This is a genomic window from Bacillus cereus group sp. MYBK195-1, assembly GCF_051916605.1.
GTDB classification, from domain to species: Bacteria; Bacillota; Bacilli; order Bacillales; family Bacillaceae_G; genus Bacillus_A; species Bacillus_A cereus.
Genome location: NZ_JBQAGZ010000001.1, coordinates 1,786,711 through 1,807,802, shown reverse-complemented (window position 1 = coordinate 1,807,802; position 21,092 = coordinate 1,786,711). Strand labels below are relative to the sequence as shown.

Here is a 21,092-nt window from a genome sequence, read left to right as displayed (position 1 = left end):
TGGTCTAACAGTTTAATCACCCTTTCCATCTATTTCAAGATGTTCTATTAAGTAAGAGAGAGCTTCAACGTGATCACCAATTATTCTTAATACTGCCGGAGGATGTCCATTGTAACTTACATTCTCCATTAAACGAATTCTATTCGGTTTTACAACATCAACGTAATGTACACATTCTACTCTATACCCTTGTAATATAGCTTTTACTTGTGCAAGACTAGGGCATAGTAAGCTTTCCCAGCCTATTGCATCTAAACATGATCTACTCATAGCATGTGGAATTGCTACTAATGAGCCATTGCTTAATTCTGGTCGATTATATGCTAAATTAAGCATATATTTTACGACGTCTACAACATAAAACGGAGGATGTAACATCGGATTCAAATCATTTAATGCTATGTCTACACCAGCTGAAACTGCTTTTGTAAAATGATGCAAATTACTTCCTGAAACACTAAAATCACCATCAATAAATAAAAGAATATCTCCTGTAGCTTCAAGCGCTCCAATAGCACGTCCAACATTATGACCAAGTCGTTCGTTATATTCAATAATAGTAACACCAAGTCTTTTAGCAATATTAGCCGTTTGATCTGTCGAACCATTTACAACGACAATTATTTCTAGTGGTTCTATTTTTCTCGCCTCAAGTATTACTTGTTCTATAGTCTCTTCTTCATTTTGTACTGGTATAATGACAGAAAGTTGTTTCCCGTTATAAATTGAAGAATGCATTCCCCAGCCTCGATGATACGAAGGATACTGCTTGCTTTCACCTAATCTTTGAATAATATCTCTTCTTTTTCCTGCATCAGTAAATCCTACTCTTCTTCCCTTTTTCTCTATCCATTTGGATATACCAATTAAATATTTTTCCACTTTCTCTTTTTCATTTTCTAATAATTCTTTTTTAAATAAATACCCTTCTTCTTCTAACATTTCATCTTTAGATAACGTTCTTATTGCATATTGATTGTTAATCCGCCAGCCTTGATTCACTATGTTCATATGAGCTAGAACGATATCTTTTATATAATCAAAGCCGATATTTACCACTACTTCTTTCGTAAGTGCATATGGTAATGAAAGTATTGAATTGCTTTTTAAATCTGGTCGACTTAAAATTTCATTTAACATTTTTCTCCAAACAATATCCATATTCGGACATTTACCAACTTCTATAAATTTATCTATTCTGTTTAATACTACATCCGCCTGATTTGTAACAACTGGCTCAATAAAATTCTTCATTTCAGTTGAAGATAATAAAAAATTACTATCTACAAATAACAATACATCTCCTTTTGCTGCCTTTACAGAAGCTTCATACCCATCATAATACGTACTATATTTATCCATCAAAACAATATGGCATTTATGTTTCTTTGCTATTTCATACAAATTACTTCTATCGTTAGGAACGAAAATTATAATTTCAAGAGGATTTAGCTTCCATATAGATTGAATTGACTCTTCTAACATTTGCTCTCTTTCACTGTACAAAATAATAACCGTTAACGATTTCATTACACGCCCCCTTTACACATTATGTGACATAAAATATTAAGTATTACCATTTCCTATGAATTTGCTACTTTATTAACATATTCAAAAGTGAATTATACTGTGTAAAAACAACCGTCTATTTTTAAAAATATAAGTTCTGCACTTACCTCCTTTCTCTTATCATTGTTTGTTACAACTCTCACCATAAAAAACAAAAAAAGTCCTAATTTCTTTAGGACTTTTTTAAATAAATTTATCAATATTATTAATTTTATATACTACCTTTTTCCATGTTATACCGCGATCTTTTGTAGTAAATATTTCTTTTTTATTACACGCCCAACCTTTACGCCGATTAAAAAAATGCAAACAAAATACATTTTTTAATAATGGATTGCTTGATACTTTAATCCATTTTGCTCCTTTTTTTATTATTTGATACCCACTCCCATTTTCACTATTTATAACCCAGCCATAATAGGAACTAAAAAACGAAACAGCCACTTTACTAGTATTTATTGTTTTATTTGAAATATGCCACGAATTCCCCTTATCAAATGAGTAATTCATTAAAAATACATCATCATTCATTTTAGTTGGTATTACTAATAAGTTATTTTTATAGATTGCTTTATAAGCCATAGCAGTCCCATTATTAATTCCTTCAAGACTTGGAATATCTTTTATAGGATGCCAACTTTCCCCACCATTTATTGTTTTAAATACCGTTGATGTTTCATAATGTTTTTGTAGTGAAATAAACCCAATTAGATCGTTTATAAATGTTATCCCTGAAATACTATCACTAATACTTATATTTTTTATTACTTTCCAAACTTTCCCTTTCGTTTTCAAATAGTATAAATTATGTTCAAATTTATTTGATGCAAGCTTTCTAGATAATACAATCCATATACTATCCATATTCGTAGCATGCAATTGTACTTGAACATCAGTCGATTTCTCCCAATCTTCTTCAACCGGTAAAATAAACTCACTCCACCTTTCTCCTCTATTAACTGTATAAAATATAGCTGGCAATAAATCGTCATTCTTTTTTGTTAAACCATATGCCCAAGAGCTTCGAGCGTTTATTGGATACCCAAATAATACAATTGAATTAAGAGGATTGACAACATCCCATTCTACTCCTCCGTTTCGAGTATATAAGATAGCCTGCTTTTTATTTGTATATTGAATACTAGCCCAACCATATTTATCCGTTCTCATTTGTAAAGAAGTAAATTGAATATCATTATTTTCCAATATATCACCTCATTCTTATTATTTATATATTCGTATGCTATTATTTTCAAAACGTTCTATCATTAGTTATTTAAACCACCCGCTTTATCTACTATCTTTATACTTTCCCTTTTCTTCACCACTCAAATATAACGAAATTCCTTCTATTTTTCCGTTATCATATACAAACGACTGTATTTTACAAAATTCAACTATAAAAAATGCACTCCAATTGTAAACTATCCCCAACAATTAGAGTGCACTTTATATAAAATATAGCTTTTAATTTTTAAGCACTTACTACAGTAGCAACCTTATCCATACAAGTAATAAATTGAGTAATAAATGTATCAATTTCTTCTTTTGTAATTATATATGGAGGAAGTAAACGGATGATATTCCCTTGTGTTACGTCAACTAATATCCCTTTCTCCATTAGCTCTACCTGTAATTTTTTCACATTTTCATTTGTATCATTTAAACTAATTCCAAACATCATACCAGCATGACGTACTTCCTGAATATAATAAGAATTTTCTTTCTGAATTTCTTGTAATTTATCATTTAAATATAGTGACGTTTCATACGCTTCGTGCATTAAACCATCTTCAATCAATGTGTTTAATACCGTTAACCCTAAAGCCGTTCCCATTGATGAATGAGCAAATGTTGTTCCATGATCTCCAGGTGCAAATACATCACATAGCTTTTCACCTACAATAATTCCTCCTAGCGGTATCCCGCCTCCTGCTCCTTTACCAATTTGAATAATGTCCGGTGTGATATTAAAATTTTGATACGCAAACAGTTTCCCGGTTCTCCCCATACCACTTTGAATTTCATCAACGATAAGTAGTAGATTGTATTTCTCACATAAGTTTTGAACGCCATGTAAATATTCACGCGATAAAGGATAAATCCCCCCGCTTCCTAAAACCGGCTCTAGCATAATCGCAATTGGATTTTCATGAATAATTGTTTCTTCTAATTGCTCTATATTTTCGCGCTCTACTTCATATACAGGAATCGATGTTTTAGGGAAATTTTGATATACATTTTCTTGTCTCGTAAAATGAAGTGCCCCTAACGTACGCCCATGGAAACTATTCTTCAGCACTACAATTCCTTCACGTTCTTCATTCGTATTAGCTCTATATTTATCAATTAATTTCAAAGTTGTTTCTGTCGCTTCCGTACCAGAGTTTGTAAAAAAGACCTTTCCGTTTTTTAATGAGCAATCCACTAATTTCTTTGCATACTCAATCGCAACTGGGTTTAAAAAATGAAACGGCAGATGCAACGATTTTGTAACTTGCTCCATTGTCGTTTGTACAATTTTAGGATGATTGTATCCTAATACATTTACTCCTACGCCAGAAAATAAATCTAAATACTCTTTACCATCTACATCATATAGTTTACATCCTTCTCCTCTTTCCATTGCAACCTCTGTACGACAATATGTAGACATCATATATTCTTTATCTAATTGAAACCAATCCGACATGTTAAATTCCTCCTATTTATTTTCCCTGTTTATTTCTGTTCATTCTCTATAAACTCATGTATAAATTCATTTTTTAGATTAAAATTTTAATAGTAATTTTCTTCACGATATTCATTTTTCCATAATTTCTTCTATTTCAACAGGTCCACTACATACACGTTTTTTTCATCTAGCGGTCTGTTACTACTTTGCATATCATACATAATCAAGATTATAAAATCATATTTAGTAACAATAGACGAAATAAATTTGGAGGCTATATCGATGAATGAAAACTATGATAAACAGGGGCAATCTTTACTAGGGAATCACTTTAATGAAAAAGGCGAACGTAATGAACAAGCTACCCTTCACTCTCAAACAGTTGGTTCACGTGGACCCGTACTAGAGCAAGATAGTGTACTACATGAGTCATTACAACAATTTATTCATGAAAAAATTTTAGAAAGACCTGTTCATGTAAAAGGATTTGGTGCGTTCGGTTATTTTCAAACGATATATTCGATGTCTGAACATACTAAATTAAGTTTTTTACAAAATTCTAATGAGAAAGTTCCTGTTATGGTGCGATTTTCGTTAGCTGTTAGTACGAAAGGAACACCGGATACTGCTAGAAATGTACGCGGTTTTTCTACAAAATTTTATACAAAAGAAGGCATTTTTGACCTTTTATGTAATCACATTCCTGTTTTTTCTGTCCGTGATCCGATGCGTTTCCCTGAAACGATTCAAGCATTATTGCCTTCACCTAAAAATAACTTAATAGACCCTAATAGATTTAGGAATTTTGTCGCTAAAGCACCTGAATCTATTCATTTTGTTGTCCGTTTATACTCTAATAATGGTACGGCCAAAAGTCTTCGCCACATTCCAGGGCATAGTGTTAATACATATGTATGGAGAAATGCGGAAGGTAATCGAAAGTATGTAAAGTATCATTGGTACCCGTTTGAAGGTGTACAGTACATTACTAGTAAAGAAGCAATTAAACTAGCTGCCGAAAATCCTGATTATAGTGGGAAAGATTTATATGATGCTATTGAAAATGGTAAACCAGTGGAGTATGGTTTATACGTCCAGCTCATGGATCCGAAAGATGAAGCGCACCTTTCTTATGATCCTTTAGATGACACAAAAGTATGGGATGAACAGACGTATCCTCTCATACCAGTCGGGAAAATGGTATTAAATAAAAATCCTGAAAATTTTATGGAACAAGTAGAAAAAGTCGCATTCTCTCCTTCTAATTTACTGGATGGTGCAGAACTATCAGATGATAAAATGCTGCAAGGGCGCGCTAACATTTACAGTGATTCACAAAGAAGAAGAATTGGTCCAGAATTTCGCAAATTAACGATTAACCAGCAGCAAGATTGGACACCTGCTAATCAAATTACAACCGGTGAAGGAAGGTACGTTGAAGGTAAACTTGAAAGAGCTTCTATAACGAAACAGGATGACTTTACACAAGCTGGTGAATTTTATACGAAGTTACAGCCAATAGAAAAAGAACATCTCGCTGAAAACTTAGCTAGTGATTTGAAAGTTATATCCGATGATATTAGGGAGATCGTTTTGGGGTATTTCAATCAAGTATCAACTGATTTGAAAACAAGCATTGAGACAAAAATGAAAGAGCATTAAGAAGATTAAAACATGCTTTACGAATGAGAATTCAGATCTATATTAATTATTTTCTTATCAAAATCCAATGAGGTTATTTAAATTAAAAATATAAAGCCAACATATCCCTGTTCTATAATTAGAACAGGGATATGTTGAATTAGTTTAATGTTTAACATTAAATACTTTATTTCGCTAAAAAATGTAATAAGTAGCCTTTCAAAACAAACTATAGTAAACTATTTTACTTGTACCGTATAATTCCCTGTTCCACCACCATACTTATATACACTTAAGTAATATTTCCCTGGCTTTGCATTATAATTTCCAAGCAATTTGTTTCCATCACGTTTTGTTGCATAAGCTACATAATTATTTAAATCTGATTCAGAATATAATACCCAGTTCAATCCAAGATTTTGTTCGTTCGTAACAGAAATTTGTAAATCTTTTTGATCCTTTACATCAATAACAAATTTATCCCCCTGATCTTGATCGCTCAAGGTTCCTCTTAACAAAATATTCAAAGATAGTGGGTTTGCTGTTTCAAATGAATTATTTGGTTCTTTTTCTACAGCCGTACCTTCTTCCGTATTCACTCCGCTAAACACAACATCATATTCAAATTGCCCAGCATTATTTACACGGTAATTTACAAAATAAGCAGTCAATGTTTTATATCCAGTCCACTCTTTTCCTGAAAGACGTTTCAACATATCATTCGTTGCTTCATTCATCACTTTCCAGTCCTCAACTTCTCCTTTAGCCGCACTTCCTGTATATGTCCCCTGTAGTGTAAATGTATTAAAGAATTGTGATTTATTCTTTGTTACTTTCACATCTTTTAATTTCGCTTCATTCGTAATATCTGAAGTAACGTCCGAAAGCAATTTTGGATCATGCTGAGTTAAATACTCATCTGATACTTGTGGAATTGTATACTTATCACGATTATCAATAAGCATTTGCATATAAGATTGATATTCTTCATTTAACTTATTATCTTTGCTTAATGTAGCACGGTATTCATCGTAACTTGAAACATCATTTGCGCGAATTAAATCATGTACTTTATCGAACATTTCTGGGCGCTTATTATACATATATGATTGCAGTGCAAACGAATAATTATAAAAATCCCACGTTCCATATTTCGCATTTAATGTTTGTGATGCTGTATAACGTTTTGCAGGATCATTAGATAACCCACCAATTATACTTTTTCGTGGTACTACACTATCTAATCGCGTTGCACCTGCAAAGAACTCTGCATTCCCTTCTTCAAACCATGTTAAACGTTCATTTTGATACATTTCCCCTTGGCCCCATAATCCCTGAACTTCGTACCTTCCCTGTAAGTAGTGCGTAAATTCATGGCGGAACAATTCTTCCAGACTATAAATACTTTGCTCTGGTGTACGTTCATATGTAAAGAAAGTCCCTGTCCCTTCAATATAAATCCCACCATTATTCGTTTCATATCCGTACAGTTGACGATTAAATTGATACTCATCTGGGCTATTATAAATAACCATCGTTAACACATCATCATCATGTCCACTTTCAAGTGGTTTATCGCTACCAACTGTACGATAAAATTGAGAACGCACCTCTTTTGCCGCCCAGTATAGACGTTTAATTTTCTCTTCGCTAACTTTATCCCCAGCTTTAAAGACAATTGCACCATCATCAAACGTATACGTTTTCGGTAAATATTTCTTTTTACCCTCTTCTCGAATTTGATCTAAATTTACAGTTTTTCCACTCGCATCTATTCCTCCATAATTTGTAGTAATTTGTTCTGCCGCAACAAAGTATTGCTCTCCTAAATATGGATAAATTCGCATTGCATCTGTAACAACTTGTTGTCCTTTTGTGGGCGTGCTATGAAGCTTGCCCAATCGGCCAGCATAGTAAATTCCATTATTAATTAACCATCCGTTTTTATTTGTTACTGTACCAAGTAGTGCAAAACGATTTATTTCATTAATAAAGTTATCAATATTTCGAAACCACATCGTATCTTTTGGCTCTTTTCCAGTCGTGTACATATCCGTCTGAATATCAAAGTCAATTCCCTTCATCAACTCATATATAGCGTCTCCTTTTGTTCGGTCTTCAATGAAAGTTGCAAGATTATCGTTATATTGTTTAAAAATTTCACCTGCATATAAAACCGTTTCAACATCTGCTGATGCATTTCCAATTAATTTTCCATATGATGCAATTACTTTATTTTGTTCTGATGTACCAAGTTTGAAATTTGGATTTTTTGCAATTGTTTTTAAAGCTGGTAAACATTTATCATGGTAGCTACGCTCATTTAGTTTGCTTAATTCATCATGGTAAAAACCTAAATAAAACGCTGCACGTAGAGCTTCTACTAATGTTTCAATCCCTTTTGAATCATCTTGCGTATAAGCTTGTCCTTGTTCTGCTAGTTTATTAATAATCGCTTGCATTCGGCTATCATCTTGATAGAATTTAAGACTATCACTATTAAACTGAAATAATTCCGGAATTTGATACCATTTAATTGTCACAAGAAGATCAGTTAATTGTTTATTATTTAATTGATTTAACTCAGCCATCGAATACTTTTTTTCTTCAGCTAACGGCTTAATATTATCGGTTGGTGCTAGTGGACGCTGCGATAAATCCGCTAATTTTAACCGTTTTGTAAAAGATTCATTTTCTTGTACTTTTGAAGGGTGCGCCAATTCATCAACAGATTTCTGTATTCCTACCGGCTCCATTTGTAATACGTTCTTCACGTTTTTCTCTTTTGTCTCTGCTTGAATTTGCAAACCATTACATGTTATTGTCACTAATCCAACACCAAGAATCCACTTAGAAATTTTCGAATATTTAACCATACCATTGCCCCCTGATAATTTAAATGAAAATTCAGAATTTTAAAATCAAAAAAACCACTTATTTGTATGTATTTACAGTTCCGCTATAAATACAACTATGATTAATAATGCAATAGTAGCTTGTTTTATACTATTACGAGTACAGATTCCTTACATACAATCTCCCTTCCTTACATGTAATACAAGCAAAAACCGTGCCAATCATATTTCTTACGAATAGCCAACATTCTTTTATAAATACTGTAGAATAAAATATACATAGGTGTTTCGGCAATGTATAAATCATTTGACACAAAATCTAATGTTTATGAAGAACAAATTCATTGAATGTTATAAGTTCATTAGCCAGTGAAAAATTTCCAACTAACAATATCCCCAATTTTTAAATCTCTCAAAAAAAGGTAAACAAACATATTCCATAAAGCTAATATGTTCGTTTACCTTTTTCTATTTCAAATCAACAGCAAAATATCGTTGAATAAAAATAGTATTAATAAGTATTTTGTTATTCATTTCTCTTTTTTAGATAATCTTTTTCACATTGCAACGGTTTGAATTTCACTTTTTTCCCTTTCTTCTTTTTCGTTTTTATAACGAGCCATTCCCCTTTTTCAACGTCTAGTTTAAGGCGTTTCATTACATTAATATTATCTTTTTCTTTATAAAGTAAAAATGCTTCTTGCGCCCTCACAAATAAGCTGGGCTGTTCGCTAAATCCACCACTATCATAAATTTTAGTTAGCGAAGTATAATAAGAATCATTTTCCTTTCCACCATACATCAAATGAGCAGCCTCCAGATCTCTTTTACTTACTTCCCAAAAACTATGTTCATCAATATTTAAATTAAATGTGGATTTAATGTCCTGTATTATATTCTTCACATACTTTTCATCTCTAACTTTTCTTTCTTCGAGACAATCCGAAGATAACTCTGGTGCATCTGATTGGGAATGTACAACGTGTTGTATCGATACACACAGAATAAATACGCTTAAAATGTAAAATATTTTTTTCATATTTACATATCACCTCAAATGATTTAGATACTATATCATTTGAGGCTTACAATATTCTTATGCTAATAATAAGAAAGATCCTATAAAATAAAATTTTTATAGGATCTTTCCTTTTAATATTGCTTTATCAAATTCACGGGCGGGGCAACTACCTTACTACTTTTCACATCATATAATCCTATAGGTGTTACTCGTATAAAAGGCAAGTGCGTCGCAGAAAAGAATAAAATTGTAAATGCTGGATCATCATACGCGTAGCCACGCTCTTGTAGTAATTTCACCATCTGTTTCTCTTCCTGTATTAATTCCCTCATTTTTAAATTAGACATAATCCCGAGCAATGGTAATGCTATTTCGTGTAACACTTCATTGTTTTCTACTATGACCATTCCACCACCGAGCTCTTTTACTCTACGAAAAGCTGTAAGCATATCTTCTTTTCTTTTTCCGATAAGAATGATGTCACCTGTACCAGAATAAGAGCTAGCAAGCCCACCTAGTTCTTTTGCAAAACCTTTGACAGCTATATTCACTTGCCAACTGCCATCACGAGCAATCATGATAAGGAAACATTCATCATGATCTGTGGACAATTCATCACATTCTATATTGATTTCACTAGTGTATGGTTTTGTAATAACGTTATTTAATAAGTGTATCCCCGTTTTATTAGAGAAAATCATATCCTCTTTTTCTATTGACCAATCTAATGATAATGGAGTTACTTTATGTTTACTCCAGTCTATATGTAATGCCTCATGTGTATTTACACCGTCACGCTTCACCCATTTCCCCTTTGCAAGGACACTAATTGGTACTGGGTTTTCTTTACTTTCTAAAATATTGATATTAGCAATTCTACCTGTCGCAATCGAACCATGTACATGTTCCATATTATAATAGCGAGCAATATTATAACTTGCCATATCGTATGCATCTATTACTGGCACTCCTTGTTTTATCGCGGTAGAAATCATAACGTTTGTCATTCCATTCTCATAAAACGAAGGATGTGAGCCGTCTGTTGTAAAAAAGAATCTATCAAACTGCTTTACGCCTAGTTCCAACAATTCTTTCAGTAAAACTTCTAAATCTGGGCGGATTGAAGAATTTCTTATGGAAACAGTGTAACCTTGCATAAGACGAGTGAAAGCTTCCTGCCCTGTCATCGCTTCATGATCACAATCTGTACCTAACAGTTTTAACTTCGCTAAAGTCGTTTCAGATGCACCTGGAAAATGTCCTTCTACTTTCTTCTGCAATCGCTTCGTTTCCTGCATCCAAGTTAACATTTCATCATCGCCATGTAATAGTTTTGGCCACGCTGTTAGTTCGCCGCCTTGAAGAACTACTTTATGCTTAAGCCATTCTATTATTTCTTCACGATTAAATAAAGTTTCCCCGTTTTGCAATTCAGTTTGTCCATCAAAACGACACCACCAATACATACTTGCTGGAATCTTTTCAAATTCATCTAATAAACGAAATGCTTCTTCACGCTTTAATGTGAAAAATAAAGTTAAATTATCATTAATAAAAGTTGTTGTCCCAAACTGCATCGCATGATTCGCTAAAGTTTCAGGGTTATATAATTGATATGGATGTGCATGAGGTTCTATGTAACTTGGAACTACATACTTTCCATCACAATCAATGACTTCACATTCATGCAGTTGCACTGGCAGCTTTTCCCCTACATAAACAATCCGGTCATCATAGATCCAAATATTTGCTTGCATCCACTCGCGCATATAGGAATTTAAATAAGTTGCGTTCTTACATAAAATGTGCGGACTTCTTTTACCATCTATTACTTCAACATGCTCTCGTAATTGTTTATTACTCCATTTATAATGATTTTCTCCCATTGTATTCAACTCCAAATCAACTCATAATTATTTTGATTAAAACGAGAAATAATTAACTAACTAAAGTATTTTCCATTCATAACTCCCCTATTGGCGCCCCTATATCCTTCATTATATTTAATAATTTTAAAAATAACAATTTTCAGAACTACATACCTTTTTTATCCAAAATAAAAAGAATGTCATGTAACTGACATCCTTTTTATTTTTATCGTAAGCATTAAGATTGATTTTCACTTTGAAATACAATTGATGCCATATCATAAATGCAACTACTGTCCATAGTTGCGAACTTAAAAAAGCACCTCTTTTAAATATAACTATAACAAAATTCCATTCACTTTCTTTTCATCTATTTATTAAATTCAATTTGCATCATTTTATTAAACTGCGGAACAATATCGACCCCACCTATAGAGTTGAGACTGATAGCCAATGTATGTTTGCCTCCAATTACTCCCCCAGCAAAAGTTGTAAATCCAGGAATTCCTCCTCCATGCCCCCAAACTGAAACACCGTTTGGAAGTTTAGTCTCATAGATTCCAAGACCGTATGCGTCACCAACCCCTTTTCCTTCTATAGGAACTGTAGTAAGCATTTCTTTTAGCTCGCGTTCCTTCAGTAACTTACCACCGAGTAAAGATGAAAAGAACTTATTTAAATCATCCGCATTAGAAATCATATCTCCAGCTGCATTAGCTAAACTCGGATTATAATAAGTAATATCTTTCAACTCGCCTGTTCCTTCCATTTTTACATATCCACGAGCATGATTCTTTCCTGCGATGACGGGTGAATTTCCTGGTAAAAACGTATTTGATAGGTCCAAAGGTTCAATAATTCGCTTTTCGATTTCTTCCGCATAACTATTTCCAGTTATTTTTTCAATAAGCATTCCTAGTATTACGTATCCTGTGTTTGAATACAACCAGTCTTTACCCGGCGAGAAATCTGGAGGCAGCGAAAGGCCTATTTTCACTATTTCTTCTGCTGTATACGTTTTTTTCGAATTCATTATGTCCGCGTCTTTTGACTTTAAATATTCAGCGATACCACTTGTATGATTCAAAAGTTGTCGTATCGTAATTTGATTACCATCATACCCATTTCCTTGCACGAGACCCGGTAGCCACTTTTCAATTGGATCGTCAAGTTGTAAGCGCTTTTCTCCTACTAATTGAAGAATAGTCGTGGCAGTAAACGACTTCGTCACACTGCCAATCCGAAAGCGATAATCCGAATTCACCGGTTTCTTTGTACTTAAGTCCGCCACGCCAGCAGTAAAACTACTAGTTTTTCCGTTATTAGACGCCTTAGCTAATATTCCTACAGCACCAAGCTGTACTGTTTCCTGCATTACTTGTTTCCAGCCATTACGATTCTTTTGATCATGTACTTGTGACGAACTAGAAATATTTTGAGTTGACTCTGCAGTCACAGTAAAACCAGGTGTGAATAGAGCAGTACCCGCTAATAAAACTGCAAAACTTGCTAACTTAATTGAATTACATTTTTTCATAAGGCTTTCTCTCCTCCATTAATATCGGATTGATTCAAGCTATACTTTCATCCTATATGATAAATCTCTCTTTTTTCTTATCCATTCCTTACGAAATACTTACGTTTAAATTTAAATACGGTAAACTGAGGAAGAGTTATGCATGCAAATAAAAAGAGAACATGTTTTCATTTTTTATGTAAACATGTTCTCTTAAACATTTAAAATTCTATATCAACTTTTCATCCTATTCTTTACACAACTAATTTATATTCCTTTTTAACAGCCCGCACTAGCATTCATACCATTTCCAATAATAGAAAGTAATAGCGGCCATAATACTGGTCCTAGTGTAAGAAATACATTTAGAAGTATGAGCATTCTATATCCAACGGTGAAATTGTGATTTTTACGATTAACAAATACTAAACTGATTAATGATATTATAGTTGTTAAAAATAATACTAACATTAGCAACCAATACCACACCATTAAACTAAGACTCCATGGTGTTAATAGCTCATGTATGATACAAAATGAGATTCCTAATACAGAAAAACTAAAACTAGTCACCGCTGTTTTTATAAGCCATTTATTTATTTTTTTATCGTATGTATTTTTACAATATAAATCTATTAAAGTATATAAAGATAAATATGCCATTAATACACCTATCCAAGACAATAACCAGTCTCCGTCCCCTTTGAATAATACGTACAGTAACCAACACATACCTACTGCTGAAAAAACAAAGGAAATAAGTATGCTTTTTAATACCGATTTCATTACATTTTCACACCCTTAAAAAATTAAAAATTAATTATAATTTATAAAAATTAAGTATAGGTTAACATGTAATGAAGTATAAGTAAATAAAGTTAATTTTGTTTATCTATTTAAATACGGTTTCATATAAGAAAATAATTCATGTTAATCAAATTTCCATATAAAAAAGAAAAGGTGAATATTTATGTATCCACCTTCCCATCTCCCTCTACCCACTTCATTATTTCTTCCACATCTAAATCCGTATACGTCTTTTCACCATAACGAACAGACTCATATAACGAGATAATATCCCTTGTTCTACAAATTCTTTTTAACCATTGTTGCATCGTTTCATAGGATCTTCTCTGTTCATGAAATGGTAATGTTCTTTCCCATTCAACTAACGTTTTTCTTATCTTATCTGTCGGTAACGGCTGTTCTAACTGACGAATGACTTTTTCATTCTTTATGCTTCTTACCGCAGTGTGCTTTGTAACCAATTCTTTCTCCTGTACTATTTCTGTTTTCGTCAATTTTTTCCTAATATACTTGTAGATGGCATATATAATTGATATTGCAATTATCACATAAAAAGCTATAGTAATCCATATATTTGAAAGAACAGAAAGCACGTCACTCCATAGACTTTCTCTTTCGAAAGGTTGAAATTTTTTACCCGTTTTCGTTCTTATACCTGTATCTTCTACTTCTTCATATTCATCTTCATCTATTTTGGAATCATCGAAATTTTCACCTATACTAGTAAAATCATAATTTCTTTCCGATATTGTCTTAGTCTTACTGAAAAAACGCTCTTTTACTATGTCTTGTACATACACAACACCTTGTGATAACGTTATCGCACTAATCGCAAAGAAAAGTATGATTAAAGTTCTTACACTCCATAACTTCACTTTCATATGCCGCTTCTTATTCACCATGACATAAGCCCCTTCTTATTCTTTCATTACAATCCATTTATTCGTTCTACTGTATTTCTTTGGTGAAGTACCAATAATTAAAGGAACCGCATCCAGTTCCTTTCGACGAAAGCCTGCTGTGTAAAAGTAAGAAGAAGATATAGGCGTATCTTGGTCTGATATCGAGGCAAGTACCTTTAATACATTTTGCAAATGTTTCCGATTATCCCCATTTTTTATATGTAGCAAACCGTTATCTTTTACACTATTGATCCATACTTCAAACGAACAGTTTTGCATAAGAAGTTGTTTGCATATACCTGCTGTTAATTCAATTAGTTCCTCTATATCATTTCGCAAAGAAACACCACTTTTATTTTGCAAGTTGAGATAAATCGCGTATTTATCACATTGTGTTCGCTCATACTTTTTCGCAGTTATCGTCCCTGTTTTCGCTGTTGCACTCCAGTGGATGGAACGAAAATCTTCATTTTCATAAGACTTTACTCCCATTACTTTCGTTTCATCATATAAGGGTGAAGACATCGCTTTTCGAAATCCTCGTGACCATTCTTGTAATTCAGGAACTTGTATTTTCGGAACAGCTGGTAAGACTAAATAAGAGGGCGTATCAACTTGTTTATATGTTATATGGTTCGTTATAAATCCAAAGAGATCAGTAATAACAATTTCAACTTCTTCCCATTTCGCGATGCCTCTTTTTAACGCTACAGCTTGCAAATCAAATGAAACTGACTCCCTTCCTTTTAAATTAAAATTCATATAATAATTTGAACCTGTACTATGATTTTTGTTTATTTCATCATGATTCCAAGTTAGCTTATTTTCACATTTAAATCGAAATACGATATTAAGAATAGGAAATATCGACTTGTTTGAAATTTTCATTTTGCACATATTCGTTTCACCTATAAAAACGTTCGAATTCCCTTGACTGTATTCCCATTCAACACGAGATACTTTACGTATATATACATGCATAGCACCTATTAAAATTACATATAAAAATACGAGAGATAAAAACAGTAGATTACTTGAAAATACACTTAAAATAACGGCTACAACTGACATAACCCCCATTACAAAAGGCTCCGCTAAAGGTGTATACACAAGCTGTTGATTCATCGTACATTCTCCACTGGCACACTAATCGTATGAAGAATTTCTTTCATAATTTGTTCTTTCGTCGTTTTCATCTCTCCCTCAATCGTTAACGTTAAACGATGAGCACAAACTGATGCAGCGAGCGTCTTAATATCATCTGGCGTACAGTAATCTCTTTCATTTAATATTGCCCGTGCTTGAATTGCTCTCATAAATGCCAACGTTCCCCGAGGGCTTACACCAATTTCAATTAACTCATGGTTACGAGTTGCTTCAATAATTTCAAGGAGATAATCTTGCACATCATTCCCTACTAACACTTCTCTTGCACGCTTTTGCATCGTAATAATTTCTTCACTTGAAATAATAGAATGTAACGTTTCTAATGGATCATTCATTTGAAACCGATTCATCATTTCCTTTTCAGCTTCTCTCGTAGGATAACCTTGGCGTATTGTGAGTAAAAACCGGTCTAACTGAGCATCTGGTAACGGAAATGTGCCCGCTGATTCGAGTGGATTTTGCGTTGCTATAACTAAAAAAGGTTCTGGTAATGAATGTGTCTGTTTCGCAATTGTAACAGTACGCTCTTCCATAACCTCAAGTAACGAAGATTGTGTTCTCGGTACAGCTCGATTAATTTCATCCACTAATACGATATTTGCAAAAATCGGTCCTAACCTTGTTTTAAAATCCGATTCCTTTACATGAAAATATTCAAGACCAATAACATCTCCAGGCAAAGTATCCGCTGTAAATTGTATTCTTTGAAATTTAGCGTCCACACTTTTAGCCAAACTTTTCGCTAATGTTGTTTTTCCTGTCCCAGGTACATCTTCTAATAAAATATGTCCCCTTGCTATTAGAGCAATGGCTGCTAGTTCTATCGATTCGTCTTTTCCTATAATAACCTTCGAAATATTATTAGTAATTTTCTTTAATGTACTCATATAGTAATCTACCACCTTTTAATTATCTAAAAATTAAGAATATATTTTTTCCAAATTATAACATGTAATTCGAAGATGAAATAGAGTGAAAATAAATCTTTTATTTTTTCTTCATTGCACGCAAAAAAGCACCTATTGTCGTATATTGACAATGAGGTGCTTAACTCACGTAATTTTCATATTGGGTATTTAACACCTTATATACATTCACTATCTTTCTATTTCACTCCAAATATCAATATCACTTTCATTTAAAATCGATTTAATTTCGTCTTTCTCAAAAACTACTAAATAATTATAAGGTAAAGCTAGTACTTGAATAATTGCAGGTTTCATTTTTAATAATTCGTAGGCGTATATGGTCTCTAATTCTCCTGATACTTCTTCATTGATAGGACCTATATACCAACCCGAATCATCTTCATCACAACCACTAGATCTTTGTAAATAAAACTCTTCTTGTTGCAACACGTCTTTCGCTATCACAATCTTATCATTAAATTTTATTAATTCCCCCTCCATATTTAATCGGCGTAAGCAATGTGATTGCTCAAGTTGTACCCATAATGCAATCGTTAAGTCTTCCGTCTTATCTTTAAAAGGATTTTTAGTATAATCCCGGGTAATAATTTGATAATACTCTTCATACTTATATAAACTATAAACAGACCATCCAATTTGTATTGAAAATCCATCTATTAATTTATCTTCTACTTTAGATAATAAATTAAATAGTGTTTCTGCATGAAAAATTAAAGGTTCTTCTACTTTAGCTTTTATATTTTTATTACCTATATTTTTGATTATTGTTTTCAAATAAATGTTCTCCACTTCTATTGAATTTGCTCACTCAATCTACATTCCTCAACTTGCCTTATATAGACTTTCGCTATAAACACCAATAATATTTCTAATATTAAAACTCTTCTCCCCACACTACTGTATTTCCTATTTCTAACTCGACATAATATTCTCGACCTTCAATTGGATTTTCTCCATTCCAACTACCTTTTCTATGTCGTGCCAACTACTACGTTAAAACTTACGAATTTGTACGAGTTCATTAGTTTAATATTCATCCCCCAGTAAAATATCATCTTGCCTAAGCTCGTACCTCTTTTTCTTTTCTATCATTGTACATAGTACTCTATGATGTTTCAACCATCATAGAGTACTGACTTTCAAACACCCTTTCACTTTCTTATTCCACTTAAAGACTCTCTTTTTCACTCTTCATCATCATAAGCATCTCCAAGCGATTCAAATTCACTCTTTAGCCAATACCAATATTGTCCATTGTTATTAATAAGTTTTTCAAGTAATTCAGTGAATGAAGTTGCGATAATTTGCGTCTCCCCAACTATTCCATGTCGATCAAAGAAACTATCATAACATCTACCTAATCTCTCTTCACTAAGATTTATTGTTAAATATTCACCCTTACCATCATTGCATATAATATACCAATTTGATGAAATATCTTCTTCACATAACTCTCCTACAATTACGGGATTAGCCAAAATAAACTCCTCTGGGGTAACAATATGAATAGGATATTCCTCATTTTCAAATAAAGTTAGACCACCACAAAGACTATAAAATTCTTTTAAATCACCTGGTAGCATATGCTTATTCTTATCAACTATCGGTAATTTTGTAGGCTCCTGAACTCGACAATTAGGTAATGATTTTACTTTTTTAATCAACTGATTAATATTTTCCATCTAAATTACTCCCTAAAATTATATTGATTAAAGGCCCTATAATACTCTTGTCTAGCTAAACGTGGTACATTCGCAGCATCAAACATTTTTTCCGTCAATTCATGTATTTCTTTTGGTGAAACAGATTTCCAATCTACTTTACCTCCAACCTTTTTCCCTGTTTTTTCAAAGAGCCATTGTCTATAAACAGCTTTAGTAGCATTGTGTTGCTCTTTAGTTAAAGCTATAGTTGGAGTATTCGCCCCTCTACTAACATAATCAGGGACATTATGTTTAGCCCATACATCCATAACTCCATGATGATTTTCTAATGGTGAATTGCTTGGCCTATACGGTACTATATCGTATGGTTCTGAAGTCTTACCATCTTTAGACTTCGCAAACTTATAATAAGCTTCTATCAATTCACCTTGAGGTATTTTGGTTATGATAGTTCCACCAACACTAGAGAATGCATAGGAAGCCTCTCTCTTAAATGATTGTAACATTTCAAGCGTAGGCTTCAATTCTTTTGCTAGTTTTACTGCGTTAGCAAATGTACTTACTCCACTTGATGTCTTTGCGATATGACCGATTTTATTTAGCGCCTTTAACTTATTTACTTCTCCTACATAATATATACACTCTGAAATACTCTACTTAATTTACAGAACCATTCGTAAACACAAAAATAGTGGCAGTTGGATTCTCCAAACTACCACTATTTTTAACCTCTTAATTCATTAAATTCCGTATAAATTAGTTTTTCAACATTACTCATGATACACAATGTTTTAATTTGCTTATTATAGAACTTCCTCTACATCGACACTCTCAATCTTCACTTCATACATATTTGGGATGTTTGCTTCTTTTGGTACCCATGCATAATAATTTTGATCATTCTCTAAAATAAATTGAATTAACTTTGTTTCTGATCCATTCCAGAAATTTTTAAGATTATCAATGTAGTCTTCTAAATCTTCTTTATAGTCCAGTTGTAATATATAATCTCTTACCGTCAGGGCAAACACAATTAAACTTCCTAATAGATTTTTTTGCTCATTTTCTTCTTCATACTCTTGTGGTAAGAACCACACTTGACCTATTCCTATCGTTTTTTTGTATTTTTCATAAAAACTACTATCATCCATATTCTCATAGTCATGAATCAATTCATTGACCAATGAATGCCATTTTGGCGGAATAATATTTTCCAATGCAGGATTATGTTCAATTCCTTCTACTATATCCTCGATTTCTTCTGTCTCATCTTCATAGTGATATTCACTTAGGTCTATATGCTTGAATTTCATTTCATTTTTATAATGTGCCAAATCATATGGATAATGATTATTATCTTTTAAACTTGTATCATCAAGTCCGAGTATCTTTACTATTGCAGCTGTCTCAAAGCTCCAATACCCTACATATCCAGGTTCTTTATGCGCATTTTTCCATTCATAATCATAATGGCCTTTAAACCATTCTTTCTCCATGTACGTTTGTAATCTTTTAGATGCTTCTTTTTTATCTGTTTGTGCAAGTTCTATAATCTCTCTTGTTTTTGCATATGGATTTTCTTTATAATATCTATTCGTCACTTTTGTGTATCCGATATCACTAGCGCATAAGAGGAAATCGATTACTGCATCATTCACATTTTCCTTCTCAACTAGCTTAGCTAAACTTACAAGATTCTTTTTCTCCGTCTCTAATAAAATTCCTAGAGATATCATCCAAATTAGATTTAAATATCCAACTTCTCTTTCCCCTATATGCCCCAAATCAATAAGAGCGTTGTCAAAATCTCCTTCTATTGTATGGATAGCTTCTCCTAGGGAATATTTTGCGTTAATATCCTCTAACTCATAATTAAAATTTAATAGATACCTTCCTTCTATAAGACTTTTATTATCTTTAGCCTTTCTTTGAATACCATTCCTTTCATCTTCTTCAAAACTTTTAATCTCCTCTCTATTTTCCTCAATAAACTCTTTATTATATTCTATTCCTTCTCTACATTTTTCTTCTATACATAAATAATCTCTCATACCATTCAATTTCTCCTAGCTTCTAAATTATGGCCATTCTCCAACGATGTTACCCTTTGCATCTATCTTAAATGTTTTAACCTTTCCGCTACTATCAAGTTTATTATCTTGCAGTACAGTTTAACATTCACTATCTAATTTATACAAAAACAATAACATACCTAAAGATTTCGATTAAAGAAAATATTTATTTGAGAGCAATAAAAAACCTTAAGGTAATTACCTTAAGGTTCATAAATCAAGAAAATATTCCATCTATTTTTTGTCATAATCATTTACTTTATCATTAATTTCTAATAGCAAAGTATCCTCATTAGTTGCAGGTTCATAACCAATTATTATTTTTAGAATATCATATTCTTTTTTTAATTAACTAGAACATACACTAATTTATTTAATCTTAACTTATTATCGTTCCTCTCATCAAA

Annotated in this window: 15 protein-coding genes and 1 pseudogene; 1 reads left to right on the top strand and 15 read right to left on the bottom strand. The window is 32.6% G+C overall.

All coding sequences use genetic code 11. From position 1 onward, the window contains the following. Positions 1-12 precede the first annotated feature (12 nt). The 3 genes from ACTFRY_RS09375 to ACTFRY_RS09365 all read right to left on the bottom strand — a co-directional run bounded on the left by ACTFRY_RS09375 (position 13) and on the right by ACTFRY_RS09365 (position 4,261). Positions 13-1,530 carry a glycosyltransferase family 2 protein gene (locus ACTFRY_RS09375; RefSeq protein WP_000839317.1) on the bottom strand — a complete coding sequence of 506 codons (1,518 nt, stop codon included), beginning with the start codon at positions 1,528-1,530 and terminating at the stop codon, positions 13-15. A gap of 222 nt (positions 1,531-1,752) precedes the next feature. Beyond that, positions 1,753-2,775: a hypothetical protein gene (locus tag ACTFRY_RS09370; protein WP_061664863.1), complete on the bottom strand. Its 1,023-nt coding sequence runs from the start codon at positions 2,773-2,775 to the stop codon at positions 1,753-1,755. A 268-nt stretch (positions 2,776-3,043) separates the two neighbouring features. Continuing rightward, a complete protein-coding gene (locus ACTFRY_RS09365; RefSeq protein ID WP_098616678.1) occupies positions 3,044-4,261 on the bottom strand; it encodes an aspartate aminotransferase family protein in 1,218 nt (405 codons plus the stop codon). A gap of 264 nt (positions 4,262-4,525) precedes the next feature. Between ACTFRY_RS09365 and ACTFRY_RS09360 the strand changes: the two genes are divergently transcribed. Next, positions 4,526-5,905, top strand: a complete 1,380-nt coding sequence (locus ACTFRY_RS09360; protein WP_098616679.1) for a catalase — start codon at positions 4,526-4,528, stop codon at positions 5,903-5,905. 218 nt (positions 5,906-6,123) lie between these two features. Here the strand turns inward: ACTFRY_RS09360 and colA are convergent, their stop codons facing one another. The 12 genes and pseudogenes from colA to ACTFRY_RS09300 form a co-directional block, all read right to left on the bottom strand. Then, entirely contained in the window at positions 6,124-8,760 is a 2,637-nt protein-coding gene (gene colA / locus ACTFRY_RS09355) for a collagenase ColA (protein WP_098616680.1), read from the bottom strand. A gap of 505 nt (positions 8,761-9,265) precedes the next feature. Continuing rightward, positions 9,266-9,778 carry a hypothetical protein gene (locus ACTFRY_RS09350; protein WP_016118136.1) on the bottom strand — a complete coding sequence of 171 codons (513 nt, stop codon included), beginning with the start codon at positions 9,776-9,778 and terminating at the stop codon, positions 9,266-9,268. A gap of 113 nt (positions 9,779-9,891) precedes the next feature. Further along, a complete protein-coding gene (locus ACTFRY_RS09345; RefSeq protein ID WP_440032339.1) occupies positions 9,892-11,646 on the bottom strand; it encodes an adenine deaminase C-terminal domain-containing protein in 1,755 nt (584 codons plus the stop codon). 352 nt (positions 11,647-11,998) lie between these two features. Continuing rightward, positions 11,999-13,165 (bottom strand): serine hydrolase domain-containing protein, encoded by a 1,167-nt coding sequence (locus tag ACTFRY_RS09340; RefSeq protein ID WP_098616682.1) that lies wholly within the window; start codon positions 13,163-13,165, stop codon positions 11,999-12,001. Between the two features lie 258 nt (positions 13,166-13,423). Continuing rightward, positions 13,424-13,930 carry a DUF3902 family protein gene (locus ACTFRY_RS09335; protein WP_098616683.1) on the bottom strand — a complete coding sequence of 169 codons (507 nt, stop codon included), beginning with the start codon at positions 13,928-13,930 and terminating at the stop codon, positions 13,424-13,426. 182 nt (positions 13,931-14,112) lie between these two features. Then, positions 14,113-14,853, bottom strand: coding sequence for a signal peptidase II (locus tag ACTFRY_RS09330; RefSeq protein WP_136986683.1), 741 nt, complete (start codon positions 14,851-14,853; stop codon positions 14,113-14,115). A gap of 15 nt (positions 14,854-14,868) precedes the next feature. Then, positions 14,869-15,978, bottom strand: a complete 1,110-nt coding sequence (locus tag ACTFRY_RS09325) for a DUF58 domain-containing protein (protein ID WP_001075943.1) — start codon at positions 15,976-15,978, stop codon at positions 14,869-14,871. Continuing rightward, positions 15,975-16,907 (bottom strand): AAA family ATPase, encoded by a 933-nt coding sequence (locus tag ACTFRY_RS09320; protein WP_000105669.1) that lies wholly within the window; start codon positions 16,905-16,907, stop codon positions 15,975-15,977. Before ACTFRY_RS09320 ends, ACTFRY_RS09325 begins: the two co-directional genes overlap by 4 nt. Before the next feature lie 210 nt (positions 16,908-17,117). Continuing rightward, positions 17,118-17,723: an immunity protein Imm33 domain-containing protein gene (locus ACTFRY_RS09315; protein ID WP_000848818.1), complete on the bottom strand. Its 606-nt coding sequence runs from the start codon at positions 17,721-17,723 to the stop codon at positions 17,118-17,120. Between the two features lie 410 nt (positions 17,724-18,133). Then, the gene (locus ACTFRY_RS09310; protein ID WP_000427922.1) at positions 18,134-18,631 is read right to left on the bottom strand and encodes an SMI1/KNR4 family protein; all 498 of its coding nucleotides are present in this window, start codon (positions 18,629-18,631) and stop codon (positions 18,134-18,136) included. A 5-nt stretch (positions 18,632-18,636) separates the two neighbouring features. Continuing rightward, positions 18,637-19,017: pseudogene (locus ACTFRY_RS09305) on the bottom strand (sugar-binding protein); the annotation flags it as partial. 399 nt (positions 19,018-19,416) lie between these two features. Next, on the bottom strand, positions 19,417-20,664 hold the full coding sequence (locus ACTFRY_RS09300; RefSeq protein WP_098616685.1) for a PoNi-like cognate immunity protein: 1,248 nt from the start codon (positions 20,662-20,664) through the stop codon (positions 19,417-19,419). Positions 20,665-21,092: the final 428 nt, after the last annotated feature.